The sequence below is a fragment of the Ferruginibacter albus genome, from assembly GCF_020042285.1.
In the GTDB taxonomy this organism is placed as follows: Bacteria; Bacteroidota; Bacteroidia; order Chitinophagales; family Chitinophagaceae; genus Ferruginibacter; species Ferruginibacter albus.
On sequence record NZ_CP083388.1, the window covers coordinates 686305 to 708500 of the forward strand.

Below are 22196 nucleotides of genomic sequence, written 5' to 3' on the forward strand. Positions count from 1 at the left end.
TGTTTAGGGTGTAACATTTACTCTCACTCCTTCGCTGTGTGCGGTAAACTCAGGTGCATACATGCATTGAATAGTTGTAATGCCATTACTGAAATTGCCACTATGTGTTACAAATAATGGATACTCGAAAACATATGTTCCTTTGTATAATTGGCTAAAGAAGAAGTTAGTGCTGGCGTCTTTGGTGCTTTCGTAATAGCCTAATCCATCCTGCCATTTGTATTCACTTAAAACATTTACAGGTTCCATGCACGATGCACGCATGTCTTTCATGTGTACATATTCCATGTCTCTGTCAACACGTAATTCAATACGCACTTTTATTTTATCGCCAACTTTTAAGCTGGTGCTATCTGTAATAGCAATTAAAACGGGACCTGTGTCTGAGTTTCTTTCAATAAATAATTTCTTACTAAGTTTAAGAGGAGTTTCTGCAGACGTTATTTTATCCAGGTCTTCAAAATACTGCCAATAGACTGAACCCCAGGCGCCACTGCTTGTAGAAGAAGCAGGAGAAACTGCTACAGAAATATTTCCCATCTCCGGCTTTATAATATTGCCGGTAATTTTTGTTTTAAAGTAGCCGGTACCTGCTTCTGTGTTTTTAGGATCGGTTTGTATTGTTGTGTCGCCTAAATGTATAGTGACTGTTTTTTCTTCGTTCAGCCATTTACTTCCGGTTAATAATAGCGCATAACAGGCTTCTGATGTAGCCTTGGTAGTTTTCCAGTTTTGTGTTTGCTTTTGTTTTAATAGCCATGTCTTAAGATCATCAATAGTTACTTGTGTCTTGTCTATTTCTGTAAATGCTTCGATCATTAATGCCTGGCTTTCTATCGGTGCCTGATACCAATAATAACCACCTGTGTTCCATTCTTTCCAATACATGCCCATTTCTTCATTGGTGATTGAATTTTCTTTTAAAGATTTAATGATCGCTTTTGAGGTGATATTATCATTCGCTCTGTTCAAGCTTAATGCGATCATCGCCTGAGTGTATTTACTATTGTTCAACCAATATTTTTGCGCTTGAGATTTGTAATAATTATAAGCTATTTGAGATGCAGCAGCAATCTTATATTCAGGAAAGAAGCTGCGCATGTATAAATAATCAATCGCAATAGAACTTAAATTATTATTACTGAGCCTTACTTTAGATTTTATAAGATTGTCGTAATCTTCTTTTATCTTTTTATCGAGATAAGGAATTGCTTTTAAGATAATAACAGACAGGTCTTTGTTCTGTGATAACTGTACTGCATTTAGTTTCTTTAAGTGACCAATACCAGCAACAATATATTGAGTAATGTACCTGTCATCCGGACCGTCTTTGAACCAAACAAAACCGCCATTGCTGCTTTGTAATTCTTTTAACTTGTCGATTGCTTTTTGTGTTTCGCTGCTCATTTTAACCATATCGAATAACAACGCAATGTTTTTCTTTTGTTGATCTTCATTTTGTGCATCCAATACCCAGGGCGTTTCTTGTAGTAAAGCGGATTTTAACTCTTCATTTTTTTCTAAGTTCGATTGTAACGCCGCAGTATCGATCGTTTTCCATTTTTCAAATACTGCTTTGATTTTTGGAGTAGAGTTACTAACGTAAGATGCCAATGTATTGGCATAATAACGATTAAATGTTTGCTCTGCACATTCATAAGGGTATTCCATTAAATAAGGCAATGCCTGTACAGCATACCAAACCGGATTGGATGTAAATTCTATTGTTAATGATTGATTGGTTAAAGTTTTACTGCTGCCGCTGTTTAGTAATTTTTCAAACTTAAAATCTTTCTTATTTGTATTACGAAGATTTAGCGGTAAACTTTCGGTAACAAGTGTACGATTGGTAAGTACAGGAATGGTGTTTTCTTCTCCGTCTGAAACCTTATTAGCTTTCGCTACTACTCTGTAAGTTAGAGCGCTGTTGAAATTTACAGGAATTGTTATTGGAAATTTAACTGCAATGCTTTGTCCTGCCGGAACAGTGAAATCCTGCAATGTTGTTTTGTTAGCAAAAGAAATATCTACAGGCTGATCAGTAGTAGCATCTATTAACTCCAATTGCGCATTGCCGGTAATTATACTGTCACTAAGATTCACCACTTTAGCACTGAATTCTATTTTATCTCCTTCCCGTAAAAATCTTGGCGCATTGGGTTGTATCATTAATTGTTTTTGAGTGACCAATGTTCTTTCTATATAACCGCTTGCCATATCTTTTGTATGTGCCAATGTCATCAGCTTCCATTGTGTAAGTGCTTCAGGAATGGTGAATGAAAATTCTACGTTTCCTTGAGCATCGGTTTTAAGATCAGGAAAGAAGAAAGCTGTTTCGTTGAAGTTTTTACGAATTTGAATATTGTCAGGATTGGTTGTGTTGATTTGTTTGGACTGACTGATTGTTTTATCCAATTGATCCACTATGCCATCACCATCTGCATCATCGAATTTTGGTTTGGGAGATTTCATGTTAACTCCTGAAACTCTTCCTTTTAACAATGCGTTAGTGAAATTGCCTGTAGGTCTTTCTGCAACGGATTCATCTGCACTATAATCTCCTTTATATTGAAATTTAGAACTATTAAAATAAAAATATGGAACACTCTTTAATGGAGCATCTTCAAATCCAAACATATAATCATAAGACTTCGGATAGTCATATGAAATATAGCTATAGGTATTATAATCTTGGGATTCTGCATCATTAAAACCATCTTTACTCCAGTTAATAATAAAATATAAGCTTGGCCAAACATTTGGCTTATACCAGCTATGGAGATTAAATTGATCTAAAGATGCATCATACATTGCAGTTAACATCTCTGCTGCTACTTTTTCATTTTTATTGCCACTTATCTTAACACTCCATTTTTCATTGGCACCAGGTAATAATTTATCTCTGAAAGTATTAAAGCTTATGTTCAGGTCTTTATTACTCCAAGGAATACTTAAGTTGTTAACAGATGAATAAACACGATTGTGTTTTACAAAGGCAATACTTAATCCAATACCACCTCTATCATTTTCTGTAATGGGTATGGTAAATTGTAAGGGTTTGTTTTGTCCAATGATAGGATATGTAATCAATGTATCCCTATTCATCTTGCATGCATATTGAATAGTCCAGATCTTATCAAAACCGGTGTTGACAGAATAATTGACCTTGTCTCCGGGTTCCGCTGTTGGTTTATCATTGTTTATTTCAATTGAATTTTCTGTGGAGGTATTGATTGAAGTTAACTGAATATATTTTATTGTTTTTACATCTTCACCATATTTATCTTTTGTAGTAGCAGTGAGCTTATAATAGCCTGTCGAAAATTGTTTGTTGTCAATTATAAGTTTTCTATTGGTTGAATCCGTAATACCATATACTTTGTTTTGTACATCGTAATTCTTTATTTCATTTTCATTCTTATAAATATCATAAGGGAAATAACCGTAGTATTCATCTTTGCTCATTACAAATTGATCGGGCTCATTCCAGTATCTTTCTCTGAATATTTTTCCCGGGGATCTTAATTTTTCTATTGTAAATGAAACAGCAGCATTCTCTTCGATATCATTTATATTGGTGCTTTTAATAGTCGCTTGTTTAAAACTATCCAATGCAATTTTATCGGCTACATTAATATTTAGTTGAAGCGTCTGGTAAGAAACCCCTACGGAAGTATTACCGCTTCTTGTTTCGCCATTATTATCAGTAATATCAGCAGTTACATCATAATAAAAAATGGGCTCATCTTTTTTATCAACGCTTTTATCAGGGATTGCTTTAAAATGAACAGTAAATTCTCCTTTCTCATCAGTTGTTGTTTCTCCGTTAGTAATTTCCATTTCATCGGAATTATTATAAATAGTTTTTCTAAATGAAAAACCATAATCCCACCAGATAGGATATTGTACTCGGCGAACCACACGATAACTAACTTTAGCACCATCGATATTGTTGCCTGCATACGCTTTTGCCGTGCCTGTAACGGTAATGCTATCGTTTAAACGATAAGTGGCTTTGGGTTTAGGAATGTCAACAGAAAACTTTGGGCGCTTATATTCTTCAACATTAAAATAAACATTACTGCCGGTGATAGAATCCCGGATAGAGAATTGCCCGGTTAGCAAACCTTGAGGTAAAACAAATTTTCCGTTGCAGGAACCAAACTCATTGGTTGTAACTGACAGGGACGCTGCTTTTTGAAAATTGGCATCCATCAGTAATATAGTAGTGTTAAAACCTTGTACGGTACTGGTCTTTTTGGTAACGCTGTCAGTGGATGCAAAAATACTTTTAAAATAAACTGTTTGCCCAGGTCGGTAAATACTACGATCGGTAAATAAAAATCCAAAAGGCTTAGCTGTTTCTTTAGCATAACTGTTATAAACTGAATTGCTGTTCATTTCATTGTCTAAAAATAACTCATCATTACCTGCAATTATTTGCAGTAAAATATTCCTGTAATCCTTTGAGTTCCTTAGTTTAAAATGCCCGTTCTTATCAGTAGTATATTTTTCTGCTTTGGTTTGATCGTATTGATAGGTTGTATAGTTATACTTGCTTTCCCAAACCTGTACCTGTGCATTTGATAAAGGTTCGCCGCTATCCCTGTTGAGAATATAATAATCATTGTCTGTATGGATAAAGCTGATATTGCTTACATACACTACTTGTTTTGATAATACATTTTTGGTTAGTGAAAAATCAGGCTGTTGACTCGCTAAAATAAAGTACACACCATCTTCCAATCCATCTGCTTTTATTTCTGTTGAATGTTGCTGGTAATCCTGCAGGTTGGGCAATGCAATATTCCATTCTTTTATGGGTTTAAGTTTTGTAATGTTTGTCCAGTATTTTTTAGCATCGTTGCGATCCAGTTTTTTTATTTCCTCACGGGATGTTTTAATGATACGCACATACAGCGTATTGATATTTTTATAAGAAACAAGATTGCGGAAAGGTTGAGAAGGGATGTTTACCTGCTCGGATGTTAATTTTAATGATGGTTCGGTAATAGAACTGAGCAGGTTTTTTGCATTGATGCCACCTTCTGATTTTGGAAATTTTTGAACAATGGTTTCGCACAATTCCTTTGCCCGTTTTATTTCGTATTGATCTTTTGTATTGGTTAGCGGTTCAAACTTTTGTCCATGTTGATAGTAAAGTGCAGCACGCAAATACATTGCCTGTGCGGTAACAGAATCGTTGGGATATTTTGTTTCGATCGATCTTAAGGCTCCTTCAAAAAGCTCATCTTTATTTTCCATTACCGCTTTATCGTGTACAAAATTTAAACGTAGAATATCTGCGTCGATCAAGGCTGAAGGCGAAGCATCTGACAAATGGAATTTCAAAATATCCTGTAACAGTAAGATGGCATTAAAATATAAGGATGAAGAATCTTTGGTTTGAAAATGGCTGCCTGTAAACTCAATAGCGGGTTTAAAGTAGGCTTCGTCATCAATCGTAAATTCATAAGCAGGCTTGGTTACAGAACGTTCATCATTATTAAAATAATCGAGTGCCCGAAAAGCAAGAAAATCATACAAGGATGGACGAAGCTTGAGGGTGTTCTGTCCTTTTACAACGATAGCATCATATGTATTGATGTTGATCTTTTTAAGTATAGTTTCGTTGGTAAGCGATTGTTTGTATAAAGTTGCAATGGTAGCACTTAATTTTTCAATGCTCCAGGTAGTAATGTCTTTACTATTCTCCGTTTGTAGTTGAGTGCGATTGTAAAATTTATAGCGATTGTTTTGTAAAAACTGCCAATACAATTGTGCCTGTATACTCTGCAAAATGTTTTTGGCTGGAACTTTAGCCTTGCTTACTAATGTGTCAAAATAGAAAATGTTTGACTGGGCGCTACCTTCCTGCAAAGCAGTTTTGTAATTAGCCTGGTAAATGCAGGCTTTTACCTGTTGTACATCGTTATTCTCTTTTACAGCGAGCGCATATATTTTTTGTACTTCCTGTAAAGCGCTTTTGGTTAATCCTTTCTTCTCCAATTGATCAACTTTTTTCCAATTAGCCGCATAATCTTTTTGTTGAGCGATGATGGTATGAGTAGCTGTAAGTAGTAATACAGCAAGCAAAATTCTTTTTGTTATCATAAATACATTTTTAATGGAGTTTCACACAGTTACATAGAGACTTTGTATTCTCAGTTATCGTTGTTTCGTTGTGTGAAAATAATAGTTTAGTAATAGTATGCCGTTGCAGTGTGATCCTTCGTTTCTCAGAATAAACTCCACAATGCTGAATAAAGAACTAAAGTTTTTTACATAATAAAAATATACTTTCTTAAGATGAGTTACCAGAATTATTTGCATAAAAAAACTCCGCATCGGCGGAGTTTATGATTTCATTAATAAATTCAATTACTTTTTTAATACTTCGGCAATGGTTTTGCCAATATCTGCAGGGCTTGCCACTACATAAATACCGCATTCAGCCATAATTTTCATTTTAGCAGCGGCTGTATCATCAGCACCGCCAACAATAGCTCCGGCGTGTCCCATACGGCGACCCGGAGGCGCTGTTTGCCCGGCAATAAAGCCTACAACAGGTTTTTTATTGCCAGATGCTTTAATGAAACGGGCAGCTTCTGCTTCCATGCCACCACCAATTTCACCGATCATTACGATCGCATCAGTTTCGCTATCGTTCAATAATAATTCAACCGCTTCTTTTGTAGGAGTTCCGATGATCGGATCGCCACCGATACCAATCGCAGTAGAAATTCCCAAACCGGCTTTTGCTACCTGGTCTGCAGCTTCGTAAGTAAGTGTACCTGATTTTGAAACGATACCAACTCTTCCTTTTTTGAAGATAAAGCCCGGCATGATACCTACTTTACATTCTTCGGCAGTAATTACGCCCGGACAGTTTGGCCCGATCAGGCGGGTATTAGTACCTAATAAATAATTTTTTACTTTAACCATGTCCTGCACAGGAATACCTTCTGTAATGCAAATTACCAATGCAATACCGGCATCAGTAGCTTCCATGATAGCATCTGCAGCAAATGCCGGCGGCACAAATATTATACTAACGTTAGCACCTGTAGTTTTTACAGCATCTGCCACCGTGTTGAACACAGGTTTGTCTAAATGAGTGCTTCCGCCTTTACCCGGCGTAACACCACCTACCACTTTTGACCCGTATTCGATCATTTGCGTAGCATGAAAAGTACCTTCTGTACCGGTAAAACCCTGTACAATAATTTTAGAATCTTTATTTACTAAAACTGACATGAGTATTGTATAATTAATAATGAATAATTAGCAATTAATAATGACGGGCAAAATTAGGGGGAAAACCTTATAAAGGAACATCTTAAGCTTACTAATAACGGAAACGTTGCCAATTATGAAAAGGAACGTTCATTGAGCCGCTTTTTATAAATCCGCCATCAAAATAGCATAAAAATCTGCGTTCTATTTACTCAAGAACTCACGGATCAATTTAAATTCTTTTTCGGGTTCTTCTACCTGTGGATTATGACCGCTGTGTTCAAACAATACAAATTTTGCCTGCGGACAATACTCTTTGTATTTTACCATCATGGTGGGCACAGCAACCCTGTCGTAACGACCGCCAATAATAAGTATCGGCATTTTAAGGTCTTTTAATTGCTGACGATAATCAAAGGTGCCGATATCGCTGCCTACAATAAAATCACCATCTTTGCCTACCATTTGGTAATACAACTTTGAATTAAAACCATTAGGGTATGGTTTTCTTCCATGTGCAATAAAATTTTGTGGATTATATGCATATAAAAATCCATACGGCACTTTGCCATAAATTTCCTGGTGAATTGGATCGCTTGATATAGCACCTAGTTCCCGTACTTTCATTAATGTATCCCACACTTCAGGATAATTTTCTTTTATTTCACGATTGCTGTTATCATCGTTTTCCTGCCACATGATAAAGCTGTGAAAGGTGTTTGCCAGTATCAAATGCTTAACATGCTGCGGATATTTAATAGCATAGCCTTGTGCCACTACGCCGCCGTAGGAATGCCCCAAAACATTGATGGTTTCATAGCCCATTGCTTTACGTAAACCTTCCAGGTCTTCAATATCACGGTCAAGCGTATACTCTGTTACATTTTTTGCTGTATCGGATTTGCCTCTTCCAAAACCATCATAATACACCAATGTATATTGAGAGGATAATGTATCAAAGTCTCTTAATCCGTAATGCGTACCACCAGGTCCGCCGGCAATGAAAAAGAGCGGATCGCCTTTACCGAAAGATACCGTCCAAAGCTTAGCGCCATTCACCGTATAATATTTTCCATCAGTCTGACTTTCGGGATAGTGTTGCGCAATAACTGGCAACGTGAAAATGAGAATAAGTAATGTGCTGAAGATTTTTTTCATAAACTCGTTTTAGGTTTCTCAAATTTAATCAATCGGTTTAGGAACGAAATAAAATTCTATTAACTTGCGGGCATGCGTTATTACATCATAGCAGGCGAGGCAAGCGGAGATTTGCACGGAAGTAATTTGATAAAAGAATTGCAACAGTTAGATCCGTCTGCTACCATTCGTTGCTGGGGCGGCGATAAAATGCAGGCTACAGGAGCTAAGCTGGTAAAGCATTACCGGGATCTTGCTTTTATGGGTTTTTTAGAGGTGGTAAAAAACCTGAAAACCATTTTGCGCAATCTTGCATTTTGCAAAGAAGATATTTTGCAGTTTAAGCCTGATGCATTGGTTTTGATTGATTATCCCGGCTTTAATTTACGTATAGCAAAATGGGCAAAACAAAACAATTTAAAGGTTATCTATTATATCTCTCCTCAGGTTTGGGCATGGAAAGAAAGCAGGGTAAAATCAATTAAGCAATGTGTAGATAAGATGCTGGTCATCCTTCCATTTGAAAAAGACTTTTATAAAAAATGGAATTATGATGTAGAATACCTCGGTCATCCATTGGTGAAAGTGATCGATGATTTTAAATCGTCAATTACTGATCGTCAATCGTCAAAAAAAACTATTGCAGTGCTGCCGGGCAGCAGGAAACAAGAGATATTATTAAAGTTGCCGTTGATGCTGGAAACTTCCAAACATTTCCCGGAATATGAATTTGTTGTAGCCAAAGCACCGGGACTGGAAGATGAATTCTATAGTACATTGTTAGCACCTTATAAAAATGTTTCCTCAGTTTCAAACAAAACCTACGAGCTATTAAACAATGCAACAGCTGCTTTGGTAACAAGCGGTACAGCTACATTGGAAACAGCCTTGTTCGGCGTACCGGAAGTAGTGTGTTATAAAGGCAGCAATATTTCTTATCAAATTGCCAAACGGTTGATCAAAATAAAATACATCTGTCTGGTAAATTTGATCATGGATAAATTGGTGGTAAAGGAATTGATTCAAGATGCGTTAACAGTGGAAAATCTTACTAAGGAACTAAATGATATCCTTAATAACGAACAGCGAAAACAGCAACTGAAAAAAGATTATGCTGATTTAAAAAGTTTATTGGCTCAGGGCGGGAATGCTTCTGCAAATGCAGCTAAAAGCATTTATACTTTTCTTACATCTTATGCGTAAGCAGCTTCACAGCTATAATAATTATTGCTACTATAAATAACAGGATGGATATGCGGTTAATGCCATGCATGTACTTCATCCATTGAGTGGGAGGATCGTTGGGATCTCTTTTGCGGAGATATAAATATTCTGCTATTTGTCTTAAAAACCCCATGTATTGCAAGTTACAATTAAACTTTCTTATAATTTTTATTGTTATATCTACGATTTAGTTAAAGCTGAAATGCGGTATGCCGTTGCAGTGAGTGACACAACGATGTTCGTAACTGAGATGCAGTCGGGACAGAAATAAATATTACATATCGCTTACAATTAGGCTTGAGTAAGGCTTTAAAACGTTGTACCTTTGCACCTTAAATTTTGATTATGTTAGATAGTATTGAAAGCGCCATTGAGGATATTAAGAACGGGAAAATGATCATTGTGGTAGATGATGAGGATCGTGAGAATGAAGGCGATTTTATTATTGCAGCTAATAGTGTAACTCCTGAAGTGATAAATTTTATGAGCTTGCACGGGCGTGGATTGATCTGTACTCCTTTATTAGATGAGCGCTGCGATGAACTGGATCTGCAACTGATGGTAAGCAGTAATACATCTTTGCATGAGACTGCTTTTACCGTAAGCGTTGACCTGTTAGGACATGGATGTACTACGGGTATTTCAGCGCATGACAGAGCTAAAACTGTTCAGGCATTAATTAATCCTGAGACAAAACCTTCAGACCTGGGAAGACCAGGACATATTTTTCCGTTACGTGCAAAAAAAGGCGGTGTTTTAAGAAGAGCCGGTCATACAGAAGCAACTACCGACCTGGCAAGATTGGCAGGGTTTCCTGCTCCTTATGGTGGTGTATTGGTTGAGATCATGAATGAAGATGGCAGCATGGCCCGCTTGCCTGAGTTGAAAGAAATTGCAAAAAAATTCGATCTTAAATTGATATCAATTAAAGATTTGATCGAATACAGGTTGACGAATGAAACCTTAATTCATGAAGAAGAAAGAGTACATATGCCAACCAAATATGGCGAATTTGAATTGATCGCTTTTAAACAATTAAACACCGGTGATATTCATTTAGCGCTGAAAAAAGGTGAATGGAAAAAGGATGAACCGGTATTGGTGCGTGTACACAGCAGCTGTATGACGGGTGATATTTTAGGTTCCCTGCGTTGCGATTGTGGTGAGCAATTGCATCATGCAATGAGTATGATAGAAGCGGAAGGGAAGGGATTGGTTTTATACATGAACCAGGAAGGGCGTGGTATTGGTTTACTCAATAAATTAAAAGCATACAAATTACAGGAACAAGGCAGAGATACCGTAGAAGCAAACTTAGAATTGGGTTTTGGAATGGATGAACGTGACTACGGCGTAGGTGCTCAAATACTGCGCTCTTTAGGTATTAGTAAGATGAAATTGATGAGTAATAATCCCCGCAAGCGTGCAGGTTTGTTAGGTTATGGATTGGAGGTTGTGGATACAGTGCCTATTGAAATGAAACCAAATGCACACAATAAAAAATACCTAACTACAAAAAGAGATAAATTAGGACATAATATCTTAAACAAAGAATAAAGGATTATTTTTAATTCGATCCGCTTGTTTGTATTGTTTTAGTGCTATCAACTGTCATGGTCTTTTTTTCTTCCGCAGCTTTTTTATCAAAATCTTTTTGATAGCTTAATTTTAAACCGCTTCGGTTGCGTTGCCCGTTTATATCCACGCTGGTATTATTAAAGCCAACCAAACGGATCCTTCCATCCTGGGAAATCAAATATTCAGCAGTAACATCGGGAGTAACAAAAACATTGTTGTTATTGGTAGTAAGCAGGTAGGGATCATTATAATCAAGATTGATACCAATAGAAACAAGCCATCTGCCATTATCAGAACGAAGTACTACGCCGCTGGCAATAGCTCCTTGAATTTTTGCAGCATTGTTCTCGGCAGTAGTGCCATAAGTAGAATTAGAATTGAAGTAGAAAGTTGCATTTTTTACACCATAACGTTGTAAAACTGCATTAAAGCGTGCTGCCAGGTAATTGGATATTACACTACTAAGCGTGCCGGACAACACATTATACCCGCTGCTGGCGCTTATAAAGCTTTGTGTACTGTTGATGAACGTATTGAACATAAGTAAAGATGCTACCTGTTTGTTCATCTCATTGACGTCGTTTTTAAAATCCTGTAAACGCTTGGTAACAAGTACATCACTTCTTAAACTGCTTGGACTACTTGGAGGTAGTTCCAACTCAAAAGTTATATAAGGTTGATTTAATGTTTTAGTTAAGTGAGCAATAATATTCAGATCGCTTTTTAAACGGGATACACCTCCACTGGTAGAACTAATAGAAGGAATACTGCTGAAATCAACATTCTTTGCAAGGTACTCTGCAGTGATATCAATAGAAGCAGTATAAGGATCTTTTGTCCAGGTGATGGAACTTCCGCTGCTCAGGGTAAACGGTTTCTTTAAGAACTTTTGAAAGTTAAAAGTATATTCTCCGTCTGTAATATCATAACGTCCACGAATAGTAAGGGGTTCGTTAGTACCAACACGAATATTCAATTGATTGCAATAACCTTCACCTTTGATAATATCGCCGGTTGTTTCATCTAAGACCACATCAATTTTACAGGCAGGGTTTGCAGATAAGTTCATATCAACCGTTATGTTAGATGATTTACTGCCTTTATAAGTGCCCATCTGTTTACCAAATTGTATAAAGTCGATATAGTCGATGCTTTTGCTTTCAGAATTATTGTCGCTTAATAATGTTATATGGCTACTGTCTGTACTGGATGTTTCACCATTAATGCTCATCTGCATATTGGTGATAGGTCCGTTGAGCGTAAGGTCTGCTCTGCCAAATACTTTCCCAAAAAAAAGATTGTTATCTTTTTTAGTAGTATTTAACACCAGCATTTTATCCGTTTCAAAGTGCAGGTTATCAAATTCAAAATCCTTGAAAAAATTATGATACATTTTACCACTTACCAATCCCTGGTTGCCTAAGCTGTCTCTTACCTTTATATTCCCGATATCTATTTCATCAGGATTGAAAATAACAGTTGCATTATTAAAATCATATCGGCATTGGGTATAATTTACCCGTATCGAAGCATCGTTTAGGGTAGCCGTTCCTGTTATATACGGATGTTTTCCATTGCCTGTAATGCGCAGGTCGCTGGTGTTCGCATATCCTTTAATGTCATTGAAAACGCTGCCCAGGTATGTATTTAATATATTTAAATCGAATTTGTCTGCAATGAAAGAAATGTCTGTTTGTTTATCGGTAGAATCGTTTAGGTTGATGGTGCCTTTAATATTTAATTTGGCAGCAGGATTATTACCGTCTGCTGCAAAGCGGATAGTACCTGTTTCACTATTGTAATTGGCGCTTGCAAATAATGTTCCGATGGAATCATTATCAACCCTGAACTGATCAGCTTTTACATTGTAATTAATAACAGGCTTTTTAAAAAGATCAGCAATAACAACGCTGCCCGTCATAGTTCCTTCGAGCTTGGGATCGGTAACAACAAAGGGCGCTACGTCATTAATGTTCAATTGAGATAGATTGACAACAACATCATTCGTACGATTTGTACTAGATGATTGTGTAGAGAATTTTATTTCCTGCGTTCCCTGGCTAAGCCGGATATTGTCGGCAACTATTTGAGAGTTTCCTAATGTCAGTTCTCCATCTTTGTCCAGGTCCCATTCTTTATCGTTCACAATAAAAGAGGATGGTTGAAAATGAATTTTCACTTCATTATTCAATGTTTGTACGGTTGCATTTAAAGAGGCATCACTAAGAGTTTTGCTTGCTTTTGTTTTAATATTGATGTCAGAATAATCATTGTGCGAATTCAACACAATACTGGTAGAAGGCAGGTGCATGCTATCGTTCAGCGTGATATCGCTTACATTCACTTTAGTAAGCAGGTTATTTTGATTGCCGGAGCTTTCCAGGTGGATGTCTGTAAAACGTTTACCATCATAAGTAAATTCAGGCAGGTCTGCCAATACACTTAAATTGTTTTTAGACAAAGCCAGGTTACCCGAAATAGTTGCATTATTAAAGCCACCCAGTTTTTTATCCATTAATTGAAAATAGCTATCAACATTTTGTGTTTTTATTTGAAAACGGAAATCCTGGTCTTCAATAGCATGATCGGGGGTTTCTATATAAGAAGGGTAATAATGATTGAGAAAGACCTTAAAAGCTTCCGGTAATTCCACTATTTTAAACTTTCCACTTACTGAAGCTGCGATTTCATTTGATTGCAACGTTAAGATTTTTTCATTATCGAGTAGTTCAGACCTTAATATTAATGAGTCAAACAATACAGGAATGCCATTGTGCAGGAATTTGGCATTATTGATACTGGCAGCGCCTATGAAATTGTCAATATTGCTACCGGAGAAATTAAGCTTAAAATTACCGCCTAATGTAAAATCATCCTTGGTAAGATTTAGTTGTTTGAAATTTGCATTGGTAAGATTTGCTGAAAAATCAAATTGAGGTTCTTTACCTGTTAGATCAATACGCCCTTGTAAGGTATCCAATTTTAAGTTGGGATCGTTAATGCTGAGATCGCCATTGAACAACCGCTTCTTAAAATCGCCTTTTACATTAATGTTCTTGTATGCGTAACCGTTATACTCCAACTTTGAGATCGTTCCATCGAAGTTAGTATTTACATTTTCAGCTGCAAAACCGCTACCATTGATCTTACCATTGAAAGCGATATTTCCAATATCCTTAATGCCAATAAACTGTCCGAGTTGAAAATCAGGAGTAGAGGCAACACCGCTATATGCAGGCGCTCCATTGTCGGGAAATTTCAGGTTTACATCTCCTGAAATAACACCCAGGTTTGTGTTCAATGAGCCAAATGCCACAAAGTCTTTTAAAAATCCTGTAAAGTTGCCTTTAAATTGAATGTTGGTTAACTTATTCAATCTTGGCAGATCGATCTTTTTTAAAGAAGGAACAATTACCGAAACATCAGCAAAACTTGTTTGCAGGTTATTGGATTTGAAATCAATAAAGGTGTTATTGATATTCGTTAAACCATTCATAGTGATGTCTCCATCCAACGATGAATTGCCACTTTTTATTTTCATTTTGCGGGCAGAAAAATTACTTATCATCCCATCAAACGTGCCTGATAAATTAAATTGACGTTTCCATGTTTTTAAGGCAGATGTAAAAAAAGCGATATCATCACTATACACTACACTGTTATCAAAGTTGGCGTTTAGCTTGGTAGCCGTCGAAAAATCATCCATTCCCTCTGTAAAATCATTATAGTGCATAGCATAATAATTTTTCAGATGACTTCGGTTTGTTACCAGGTCCAGGTTTTTAAACTCCATCAGGGTAGGAGCAAATGTAAAATCGGCATCTATCTTTCTTAAAATAAAACCACAACGCTCCTTAGCTGACAAGTGCACATTACTTGTGAGTGTATCTTTTTGTAGCAGTACATTTTTTAAACTGCCCGTGATAGAAGAGAACAAAATATTCTCTCCGTCAAAAACGGTTGCGTCACCGGGAACATCTTTCTGGCGGAGAGAGGCGAAGCTGCCATTATTCAATTGCAAATTCTTTACAGAAATAAACCAGGAGTCTTCAGCTGTTTTATTCGTTAAGGAATCGACCTCCGGTGCTTGTGAAGTAGCATTAACAGAAGCTTTTCTTTTTCCTTCGTAAAAATATTCGGAATAAGATGGTGCATCCAGATCCAATGATTGAATGACCAATTTTTTCTTTTTAAAATCAATAGAATCAGCAACAAGATTCATCTCATTTATGCCAATACGCATATCCTTGCCAACCCATCCATCCAGGTTATTAAAATGAACATTTTTAAGATATACTTTTTTAATATCCAGTTGAAGTCCGGCTTTAGTAGAAGTATCTTTTTTATCGCTTGAAAAATAATCTGCTAAAAATTGGTAGTTCCAAACAGAATCGGTTCGTTTCATGTTCACCGTTACGTCTGTTAATCCTGCATATTGAATCACTGCCTTATCTTTCAAAAAAAACCAATCGGTAATATTTACTTTAGCGCTGCCGGCATACACTAAAGTATCCTGTTGGCGGTCTCTGATCAAAAGCCCCTGCATATCCATTTTAGCAAAAAAGCTAAAAGCAATATGTTTGATCTCAACTTTGGTATGAAGATTTTCGGAAAGTACACCGGTAACCCGATGGATCACCCAGGTTTGCACAGCAGGAACCTGTAAAATAAAATATAAAAAAACCAGCAGCAACAACACCGCCAGCACAAACCGCTTTAATATTTTCCAGAATTTCCGCAGATACTTAAAATTATTTGTAAAAATAGCTAATACAAGCAAATACATTACCGACTTTATGCGACGTTTTTTATTAAGGTTTGTTTAAAACTAAGGGTTCATGCATGTTAATTGATCTTAAAACAACAGTTTTTTACTTTTTAGTGAACATCAGCATTAAATATTGGTTATTCGATCTTCAATTTGTTTTTTTGTTGATCTTTCAGCAAAAGGTTTGTGATAGCTTTTTGTAATTTAGATAAGCAATTTGTACGACATATCATTAAATTAGTATAACAAGGTCAGATAAATTAGATTATAATGCGAAAAACACTACTGCTTCTCCTTTTCACGGTCTATTATTCGATATTTACCTATGCTCAGACACCAAAAACTTACACTTCTTCCGAGATATTATTGCAATTAAAAAAACTGGATGTGTTAGGTTCTGTATTATACATAGCAGCGCATCCTGACGATGAGAATACACGATTACTCGCCTATCTCGCCAACGAAAAATTATATCGCACGGGTTATTTAAGTTTAACAAGAGGCGATGGAGGGCAAAACCTGATAGGGGATGAGCAGGGGGTTGACCTGGGATTGATACGCACACAGGAGTTATTGGCGGCAAGAAGGATAGATGGTGCAGAACAATTTTTCAGCAGGGCTTATGATTTTGGATTTTGTAAATCATCCGACGAGGCATTGAAAACATGGGGACACGATAAAATATTAAGTGATGTGGTGTGGGTGATACGCAAGTTCAAGCCGGATGTTATCATTACCCGTTTTCCTCCTGACACTCGTGCAGGACATGGACATCATGCAGCTTCGGCTATACTTGCCCGTGAGGCATTTGATGCTGCAGCAGATCCTGCTAAGTTTCCGGAACAATTAAAGCAAGGTGTAACTGTTTGGCAAGCCAAACGGTTATTATGGAACACCTACAATTTTGGCAATAACAATACACAGAGCGAGGATCAGTTTAAATTGGATTGCGGTATATACAACCCTTTGTTGGGAAAGAGTTATGGAGAGATAGCTGCGGTAAGCCGTAGTCAGCATAAAAGCCAGGGTTTTGGTGTGCCTGCACAAAGAGGCGCTTCACTGGAATATTTTTCAACTACTGCAGGAGATAAACCTGTAAATGATTTGCTGGATGGTATTAATACTGCATGGAGCAGAACTACCGTAAATGATGCACCGGAAATAGCCGTTGATACAGTAGAAAAAGCAGTTAAAAATATCATTACTGATTTTTCCGCTGAACATCCTGAAAGGTCAACGCCTGCTTTGGTGCGTTTGTATAAACTACTTTTGCAAACACCCAATGATTATTGGCGCGAGCAAAAATTAGCAGCCATTAAAAATTTAATTGTTCAATGCAGTGGCTTATTCCTGGAAGCTACCACTTCAACACAATATGCTGTGCAGGGTGATAGTTTGAAAATTAATTTCAGCTTGAATGATAGATTAGGTGTAACTATTCAAAATGCCAATGCTTCTTTTAAAGGAGTTACTTATTCTTTTGATAGTATTAAAAATGATCTTGCATCAACCATCAATAAAACTATTTTTATTAAAACGGATGAAAAACCAACACAACCATATTGGCTGGTAGATCCTATGGAAAAAGGAAGCTTTAATGTAAGCGATCAGCAATTAATTGGTAAAGCGGAGAATGATCCCATCAGCGCTACGTTTGATATGAAAATAGAGGGAACAGAATTTGAATTTGATGTGCCTGTGAAATATAAATATACAGATCCGGTAAAAGGTGAACTATATCAACCGATATATATTACTCCTGATCTAATCGTAAATGTTCAGCCATCTCTTGTAATAACTTTCCCAAATGATAAAAGGAAAAGCAATGAACCTGTTTGCACTTATAAATTAATGACAGACGGAAAAAATATCATTGCACATGATATATGTTGTGGCGATTTGTCAGGATTAAAGAAAGGAGAAACTTTTGTTCGTAACAATACCGTTTTTGATTATGATGCCACTAAAGTTTCAGAAGAATTTAAAAAAGGTATTCAAAACGATACGCTATATAGAGCTTTGCAAGAGGCTATGCTAAGCCTTCACGAGATCAATTATGATCATATTCCTTCTATTAAATATTATTCTGTTGCCAGGAAACGATATTTAGTTGTTGATCTTAAAGTTGTTGGCAAAACGATTGGTTACATTCCCGGAGCAGGAGACAAAGTTCCGCAAGCATTGGAACAAATGGGTTATAGAGTAACTATATTAAAACAAGCTGATATTACCGGTGTTAATCTAAAGCAATTTGATGCAGTTGTAACCGGCGTACGTGCCTATAATGTAAATGAATGGATGTCGAATGTGTACGATACATTGATGCAATATGTAAAAGACGGAGGAGTATTCCTGGTTCAATATAATGTTAACAATGGCTTATCTTCTTTAAAAACCAAAATTGGACCTTATCCGTTCACGGTAGTAAACAAACGTGTTACGGATGAAACTGCTAAAGTAAATTTATTGTTGCCATCTGATGCAGCATTGAATTATCCCAATAAAATAACGGGTAAAGATTTTGATGGCTGGATACAGGAGCGTAGCATTTATGATGTTGAAAATATTGACAGCAGTTATAAACGTATCATCAGCATGAAAGATCCGGGTGAAGAAGAGCAGGATGGAAGTTTATTGATTGCTGATTATGGCAAAGGCAAATTTGTTTATACAGGATTGGTTTTCTTTAGAGAATTGCCTGCAGGTGTTCCCGGTGCTTACCGGTTATTCGCTAATTTGTTGGCAAAGCCTAAAGCGAAATAAGGCAGTTAAAATACAATTCGCATTCTGATCAGTCCCGGTGTTCCTTCATTGGAAATAAAACGCCATTCAGGGCCATTCAGTATAAATGTTTCCAACCCTTCATTTACATCTTCGTCAATTGATTTTTCAAAATTGAAGTTGACAGGTTGCCCGGAACGGTTTATCTCAAACGTAAAAATAGTTTCGCCGGCAACACGCCTGCCATCATCATATAGTGAATTAGAAAGCATATTCACCATATAGAGGTTGTATTCATCCCAGCCCATTTTAGGTTCAGCACCACGTTTATATAAAACCAATACCCGGCTTCGGGTAAGGGTATCCGCTAGGTTGTTATCCTTTTTTAGATTGTTTTTTTGCGAAGACAATGTAACGGTTACAAAATCACCTGCGTTTGCAGTAACTGTTTTTGGAAAATAATCTTTAGCACTGATGTCCAACCGAACAGTTGCATCCGGCAATGATAAAGAGAAGATGCCATTAGCATCTGTCTTTGCCTGTTGATGATTATTGATAAGTAATGTAGCAAAAGGAACAGGAGTATTGCTGACATCCACTACTTTTCCTGAAAAAGTAGTAGTTATTGCATCAGATGATTTTTTCGTTTCTTTTAAGCTGGCAATATCCGTTTTATCTTTGGGTTGAATAACGTTATTATTATCTTCTGCAGCTATACTCTTTATTTCTTTCTTTGATTGTTCATTTACAGCAAGAGCATTACCGGTCGCGGTGTTTTTGCTTAATTCTTTTTTAAATACTGAAGAGTCGTTTTTTATTGAAGAAGTATTTGTTATTGTTCCATCGATCTTTACAGAAGAATCTGGATTTATATTTGTTGCAGGCACAGGAACAGCATTGTTGATTACCACTTCTTCTTTATGTGTTGATCGTAAAATAAAATAGAATGCAAATGCAACTCCGATCAACAATAAAACGGATGCAGCAACTTTCCAATTGAATTTGTTTTCACCGGGTTTTGCTTTACCTAATTTATTTTTCAATTCATCCAGTTCTTTTTGAAGCTGTGCAAAGTCGGCAGGCTGTTTAATAGAAGCCATATTTTCATAACCTTCCATTGCTTCTGCTAATAAAGGATCGCTTAATGCAGCTTTCTCCATAGCGTGCATTTCAGCATTGCTGAGCTTACCTGAAAAATAATTATGAATATCTTTCGCAGTATAAATAATATGACTGTTGTTCTTGTTCATGTTATTTTTCAACTTTTGACGAAAGCTTCGATTCCATACATAGTTTTAAATTTCGTTTGCCGTTTTGTATATAGCTTCTTACTTTGTTCCAATCAAAACCCGTAATGGCAGCAATTTCGTTGTAACATTTATCCTTCAGAAAGAATAATTCAACGCATTGCTTTTGCTCATTAGGCAAGGTATCAATACATTTTTCCAGTTGCTTAAAATTCTCCTCTTTTTCCAATTGCTCGTCATCTGAATGCGCATTTTGTTCAGATTGCATAAAAGCCGGGTTAAATTCTGTAATTTTTACATTCCGCGGACTTCGCAGCTGCATTAAACAGTAATTTCTTGCCAGCACATGTAGCCAGCCTTTAAAATTGCCTACTTCGTATTGTTTCAGCTTAACTGTCAGTTCCTCAAATATTTCCATTACAGCATCTTTACTGCGCTCTGTTTCTTTAAAATATTTCAGGCACACACCAAATACCAGTTCCATGTAACGTTGATACAGCTCGCTCAAATAGTTTATTTCGCCGCTTTGTTTAAAAGCTGCTATCAATTCGTTGTCTGATAAATTGTTGTTTGATATGTTTTTTAGAAATCCCAAAAGAAAAATTTCTTGCAAGTAATAAAAAATAACAACGATATGTTATGGAAAATTATGAAAGGTTGAAGTAATAATTATATCTTCTTTCTACCAGATATATCCACTCACGACACAAATATAAGTGTGGATAAGTTTTCTTTTATTTTTTTTTCATTAACGCGGATATTTCTAATACAATCACCAAGACTAACCAAAAAAATCCAGCATTTCTTACATGACGAGTTTTTAGTTTTACTTCTTGATTATGAAACCATGAATAAAATTTTATTACAGTATTTGGCAATAAAATAAGCCAAAGGGCAAAGCCCATAAAAAAAGAAACCCCGATTATTTCATCAATCCTCATCTTTCATAAATTTGATGTATGAAAGGTAAGAAAAGGAGATTAACAATGAATGAACTTTCGGCGAATGCCGAGAAGTTATTAAAAGGAAAGGAGTTGAATCCTAATGGAAGGGAGTTATTTGAGAAAGTAATAAAGAAAGCCTCTACGCCTAAGCAACGTGGCTCAAAATAGTTTCAAACATGGTGTCTTGTTTGTTTTTGTGCATTAATCTAAAAGCCACTTCATCAACATACAATTGCAGATATTTAGGGGATACGTGAATATGAGTGCCGTAGATGGTTCGGCGAAGTAATGCCCACGTAGATTCTATGCTGTTTGTATGAAATTGTCCTTTCTTAAATTCTCTTATAGAGTGGTTTACTACTTCATGTTGTTTGTAATGCAGGTTTAATCCTTCATATCCTGTATGGCTATCGGTTACAATGATTGCATCTGTTGAAACATTATCTTTTACACGTTGTTTGAATGTTTTTGCGTCTGTCATTACTTCCAATTTCACTTCGTTATTATCAGACACAAAGCCCATAACCCCCGTCTTGTTATCAAACTTTGTCAGATCTTCTGCTTTTATCTTAGACCTTTTCTTATGGCTCATATTAATTAATGATTGCCCTAAGTACACTTCATCTATTTGCACAATGCCGCTTAGTTTACCTAGTTTATTCTTGCCCGCCATTAGCTTTTTTATTTGATGGTTCATTCTTAAAGCAGTTGTATAGCATACATTCAATACTCTTTCAAGTTCCTTTGCAGAAACTCCGTTGCGAGTAGTTGTTTGTAAGAAGATAGCCATAAACCAATAAGTAAGCGGTGTTGTTGTCTTTTCAAACACTGTATCTTTTGTTGGATAAACTTGAAACCCACAAGTAGGGCATTGATAAGAACGTCTATTCTTTACTCTTGTAAATTGCTTATCACTTTCACATTTAGGGCATACAAGATTACTAAAACGCAACTGAAAGATTCTATCTAAGCAAGCATCATCATTTGGGTATGCTTCTCTAAACTGCTTTATTGTATATTTATTCATTAGTTTCAAGTTTTAAGTTTGAATATTGCAACTAATGTTGCAAAAAATATATTATCTCCGTCTTGGTATTACAGGAATAGCAGGGAATTTGTCTATTTGTATAAATTGAATCCCATCAATTTGAAAGCTATTCATTTTACCTTCTTTTATTAATTTATAAATGTATGAAGTAGTAACCTTTTCTTTGTTTGCGTAATTTTTGATTGTCATTAATTTGCTCGAATCTACTTTCATAAAGCAAATATAATATACTTAGTTGATAGTTGCAAGTTTGAAACTATATTTTTAAGGAAATTTTGATTTTTAACAAGAAA

The 22196-nt window shown here is 36.2% G+C and carries 13 protein-coding genes; 4 read left to right on the forward strand and 9 right to left on the reverse strand.

Annotated elements, in window-relative coordinates; translation table 11 throughout:
• Nucleotides 1-3: 3 nt before the first annotated feature.
• From K9M53_RS03115 to K9M53_RS03125, 3 genes are all read right to left on the reverse strand, one after another.
• Nucleotides 4-6114 (reverse strand): alpha-2-macroglobulin family protein, encoded by a 6111-nt coding sequence (locus tag K9M53_RS03115; RefSeq protein WP_224017897.1) that lies wholly within the window; start codon nt 6112-6114, stop codon nt 4-6.
• Nucleotides 6115-6381: 267 nt separating this feature from the next.
• A complete protein-coding gene (sucD, locus tag K9M53_RS03120) occupies nt 6382-7257 on the reverse strand; it encodes a succinate--CoA ligase subunit alpha (protein ID WP_224017899.1) in 876 nt (291 codons plus the stop codon).
• A 183-nt stretch (nt 7258-7440) separates the two neighbouring features.
• Complete coding sequence (locus tag K9M53_RS03125) at nt 7441-8394, reverse strand: alpha/beta fold hydrolase (protein ID WP_224017901.1); 954 nt, start codon at nt 8392-8394, stop codon at nt 7441-7443.
• 72 nt (nt 8395-8466) lie between these two features.
• Between K9M53_RS03125 and lpxB the strand changes: the two genes are divergently transcribed.
• Nucleotides 8467-9576 (forward strand): lipid-A-disaccharide synthase, encoded by a 1110-nt coding sequence (gene lpxB, locus K9M53_RS03130; protein ID WP_224017903.1) that lies wholly within the window; start codon nt 8467-8469, stop codon nt 9574-9576.
• Here lpxB and K9M53_RS03135 read toward each other — a convergent pair.
• Nucleotides 9560-9730, reverse strand: coding sequence for a DUF6728 family protein (locus tag K9M53_RS03135; protein WP_224017906.1), 171 nt, complete (start codon nt 9728-9730; stop codon nt 9560-9562). The two genes, lpxB and K9M53_RS03135, sit on opposite strands and share 17 nt — an antisense overlap.
• Before the next feature lie 212 nt (nt 9731-9942).
• On the opposite strand from K9M53_RS03135, the gene K9M53_RS03140 reads away from it, so the two are divergent.
• Nucleotides 9943-11154, forward strand: coding sequence for a bifunctional 3,4-dihydroxy-2-butanone-4-phosphate synthase/GTP cyclohydrolase II (locus K9M53_RS03140; RefSeq protein ID WP_224017909.1), 1212 nt, complete (start codon nt 9943-9945; stop codon nt 11152-11154).
• Nucleotides 11155-11164: 10 nt separating this feature from the next.
• Here K9M53_RS03140 and K9M53_RS03145 read toward each other — a convergent pair whose 3' ends face one another.
• Nucleotides 11165-15961 carry a translocation/assembly module TamB domain-containing protein gene (locus tag K9M53_RS03145; protein WP_224017911.1) on the reverse strand — a complete coding sequence of 1599 codons (4797 nt, stop codon included), beginning with the start codon at nt 15959-15961 and terminating at the stop codon, nt 11165-11167.
• Between the two features lie 252 nt (nt 15962-16213).
• Here K9M53_RS03145 and K9M53_RS03150 point away from each other — a divergent pair, with 252 nt between their 5' ends.
• On the forward strand, nt 16214-18706 hold the full coding sequence (locus K9M53_RS03150) for a PIG-L family deacetylase (protein WP_224017913.1): 2493 nt from the start codon (nt 16214-16216) through the stop codon (nt 18704-18706).
• A 5-nt stretch (nt 18707-18711) separates the two neighbouring features.
• Here the strand turns inward: K9M53_RS03150 and K9M53_RS03155 are convergent, their stop codons facing one another.
• From K9M53_RS03155 to K9M53_RS03165, 3 genes are all read right to left on the reverse strand, one after another.
• Nucleotides 18712-19914 carry a carboxypeptidase-like regulatory domain-containing protein gene (locus tag K9M53_RS03155; protein WP_224017915.1) on the reverse strand — a complete coding sequence of 401 codons (1203 nt, stop codon included), beginning with the start codon at nt 19912-19914 and terminating at the stop codon, nt 18712-18714.
• 1 nt (nt 19915) lies between these two features.
• Entirely contained in the window at nt 19916-20506 is a 591-nt protein-coding gene (locus K9M53_RS03160; protein WP_224017917.1) for an RNA polymerase sigma factor, read from the reverse strand.
• A 139-nt stretch (nt 20507-20645) separates the two neighbouring features.
• On the reverse strand, nt 20646-20852 hold the full coding sequence (locus tag K9M53_RS03165) for a hypothetical protein (protein WP_224017919.1): 207 nt from the start codon (nt 20850-20852) through the stop codon (nt 20646-20648).
• Nucleotides 20853-20897: 45 nt separating this feature from the next.
• Between K9M53_RS03165 and K9M53_RS16070 the strand changes: the two genes are divergently transcribed.
• Nucleotides 20898-21023, forward strand: a complete 126-nt coding sequence (locus K9M53_RS16070; protein ID WP_255580671.1) for a hypothetical protein — start codon at nt 20898-20900, stop codon at nt 21021-21023.
• On the opposite strand, the gene K9M53_RS03170 is transcribed toward K9M53_RS16070, so the two are convergent.
• Nucleotides 21001-21882 carry an IS1595 family transposase gene (locus K9M53_RS03170; RefSeq protein ID WP_224017921.1) on the reverse strand — a complete coding sequence of 294 codons (882 nt, stop codon included), beginning with the start codon at nt 21880-21882 and terminating at the stop codon, nt 21001-21003. The genes K9M53_RS16070 and K9M53_RS03170 overlap by 23 nt on opposite strands.
• Nucleotides 21883-22196 lie beyond the last annotated feature (314 nt).

Coding starts and splice junctions, on each gene's coding strand:
- K9M53_RS03115 (WP_224017897.1), bottom strand. CDS start 6,114: ATGATAACAAAAAGAATTTTGCTTGCTGTATTACTACTTACAGCTACT.
- sucD (WP_224017899.1), bottom strand. CDS start 7,257: ATGTCAGTTTTAGTAAATAAAGATTCTAAAATTATTGTACAGGGTTTT.
- K9M53_RS03125 (WP_224017901.1), bottom strand. CDS start 8,394: ATGAAAAAAATCTTCAGCACATTACTTATTCTCATTTTCACGTTGCCA.
- lpxB (WP_224017903.1), top strand. CDS start 8,467: ATGCGTTATTACATCATAGCAGGCGAGGCAAGCGGAGATTTGCACGGA.
- K9M53_RS03135 (WP_224017906.1), bottom strand. CDS start 9,730: ATGGGGTTTTTAAGACAAATAGCAGAATATTTATATCTCCGCAAAAGA.
- K9M53_RS03140 (WP_224017909.1), top strand. CDS start 9,943: ATGTTAGATAGTATTGAAAGCGCCATTGAGGATATTAAGAACGGGAAA.
- K9M53_RS03145 (WP_224017911.1), bottom strand. CDS start 15,961: ATGTATTTGCTTGTATTAGCTATTTTTACAAATAATTTTAAGTATCTG.
- K9M53_RS03150 (WP_224017913.1), top strand. CDS start 16,214: ATGCGAAAAACACTACTGCTTCTCCTTTTCACGGTCTATTATTCGATA.
- K9M53_RS03155 (WP_224017915.1), bottom strand. CDS start 19,914: ATGAACAAGAACAACAGTCATATTATTTATACTGCGAAAGATATTCAT.
- K9M53_RS03165 (WP_224017919.1), bottom strand. CDS start 20,852: ATGAGGATTGATGAAATAATCGGGGTTTCTTTTTTTATGGGCTTTGCC.
- K9M53_RS16070 (WP_255580671.1), top strand. CDS start 20,898: ATGAATGAACTTTCGGCGAATGCCGAGAAGTTATTAAAAGGAAAGGAG.
- K9M53_RS03170 (WP_224017921.1), bottom strand. CDS start 21,882: ATGAATAAATATACAATAAAGCAGTTTAGAGAAGCATACCCAAATGAT.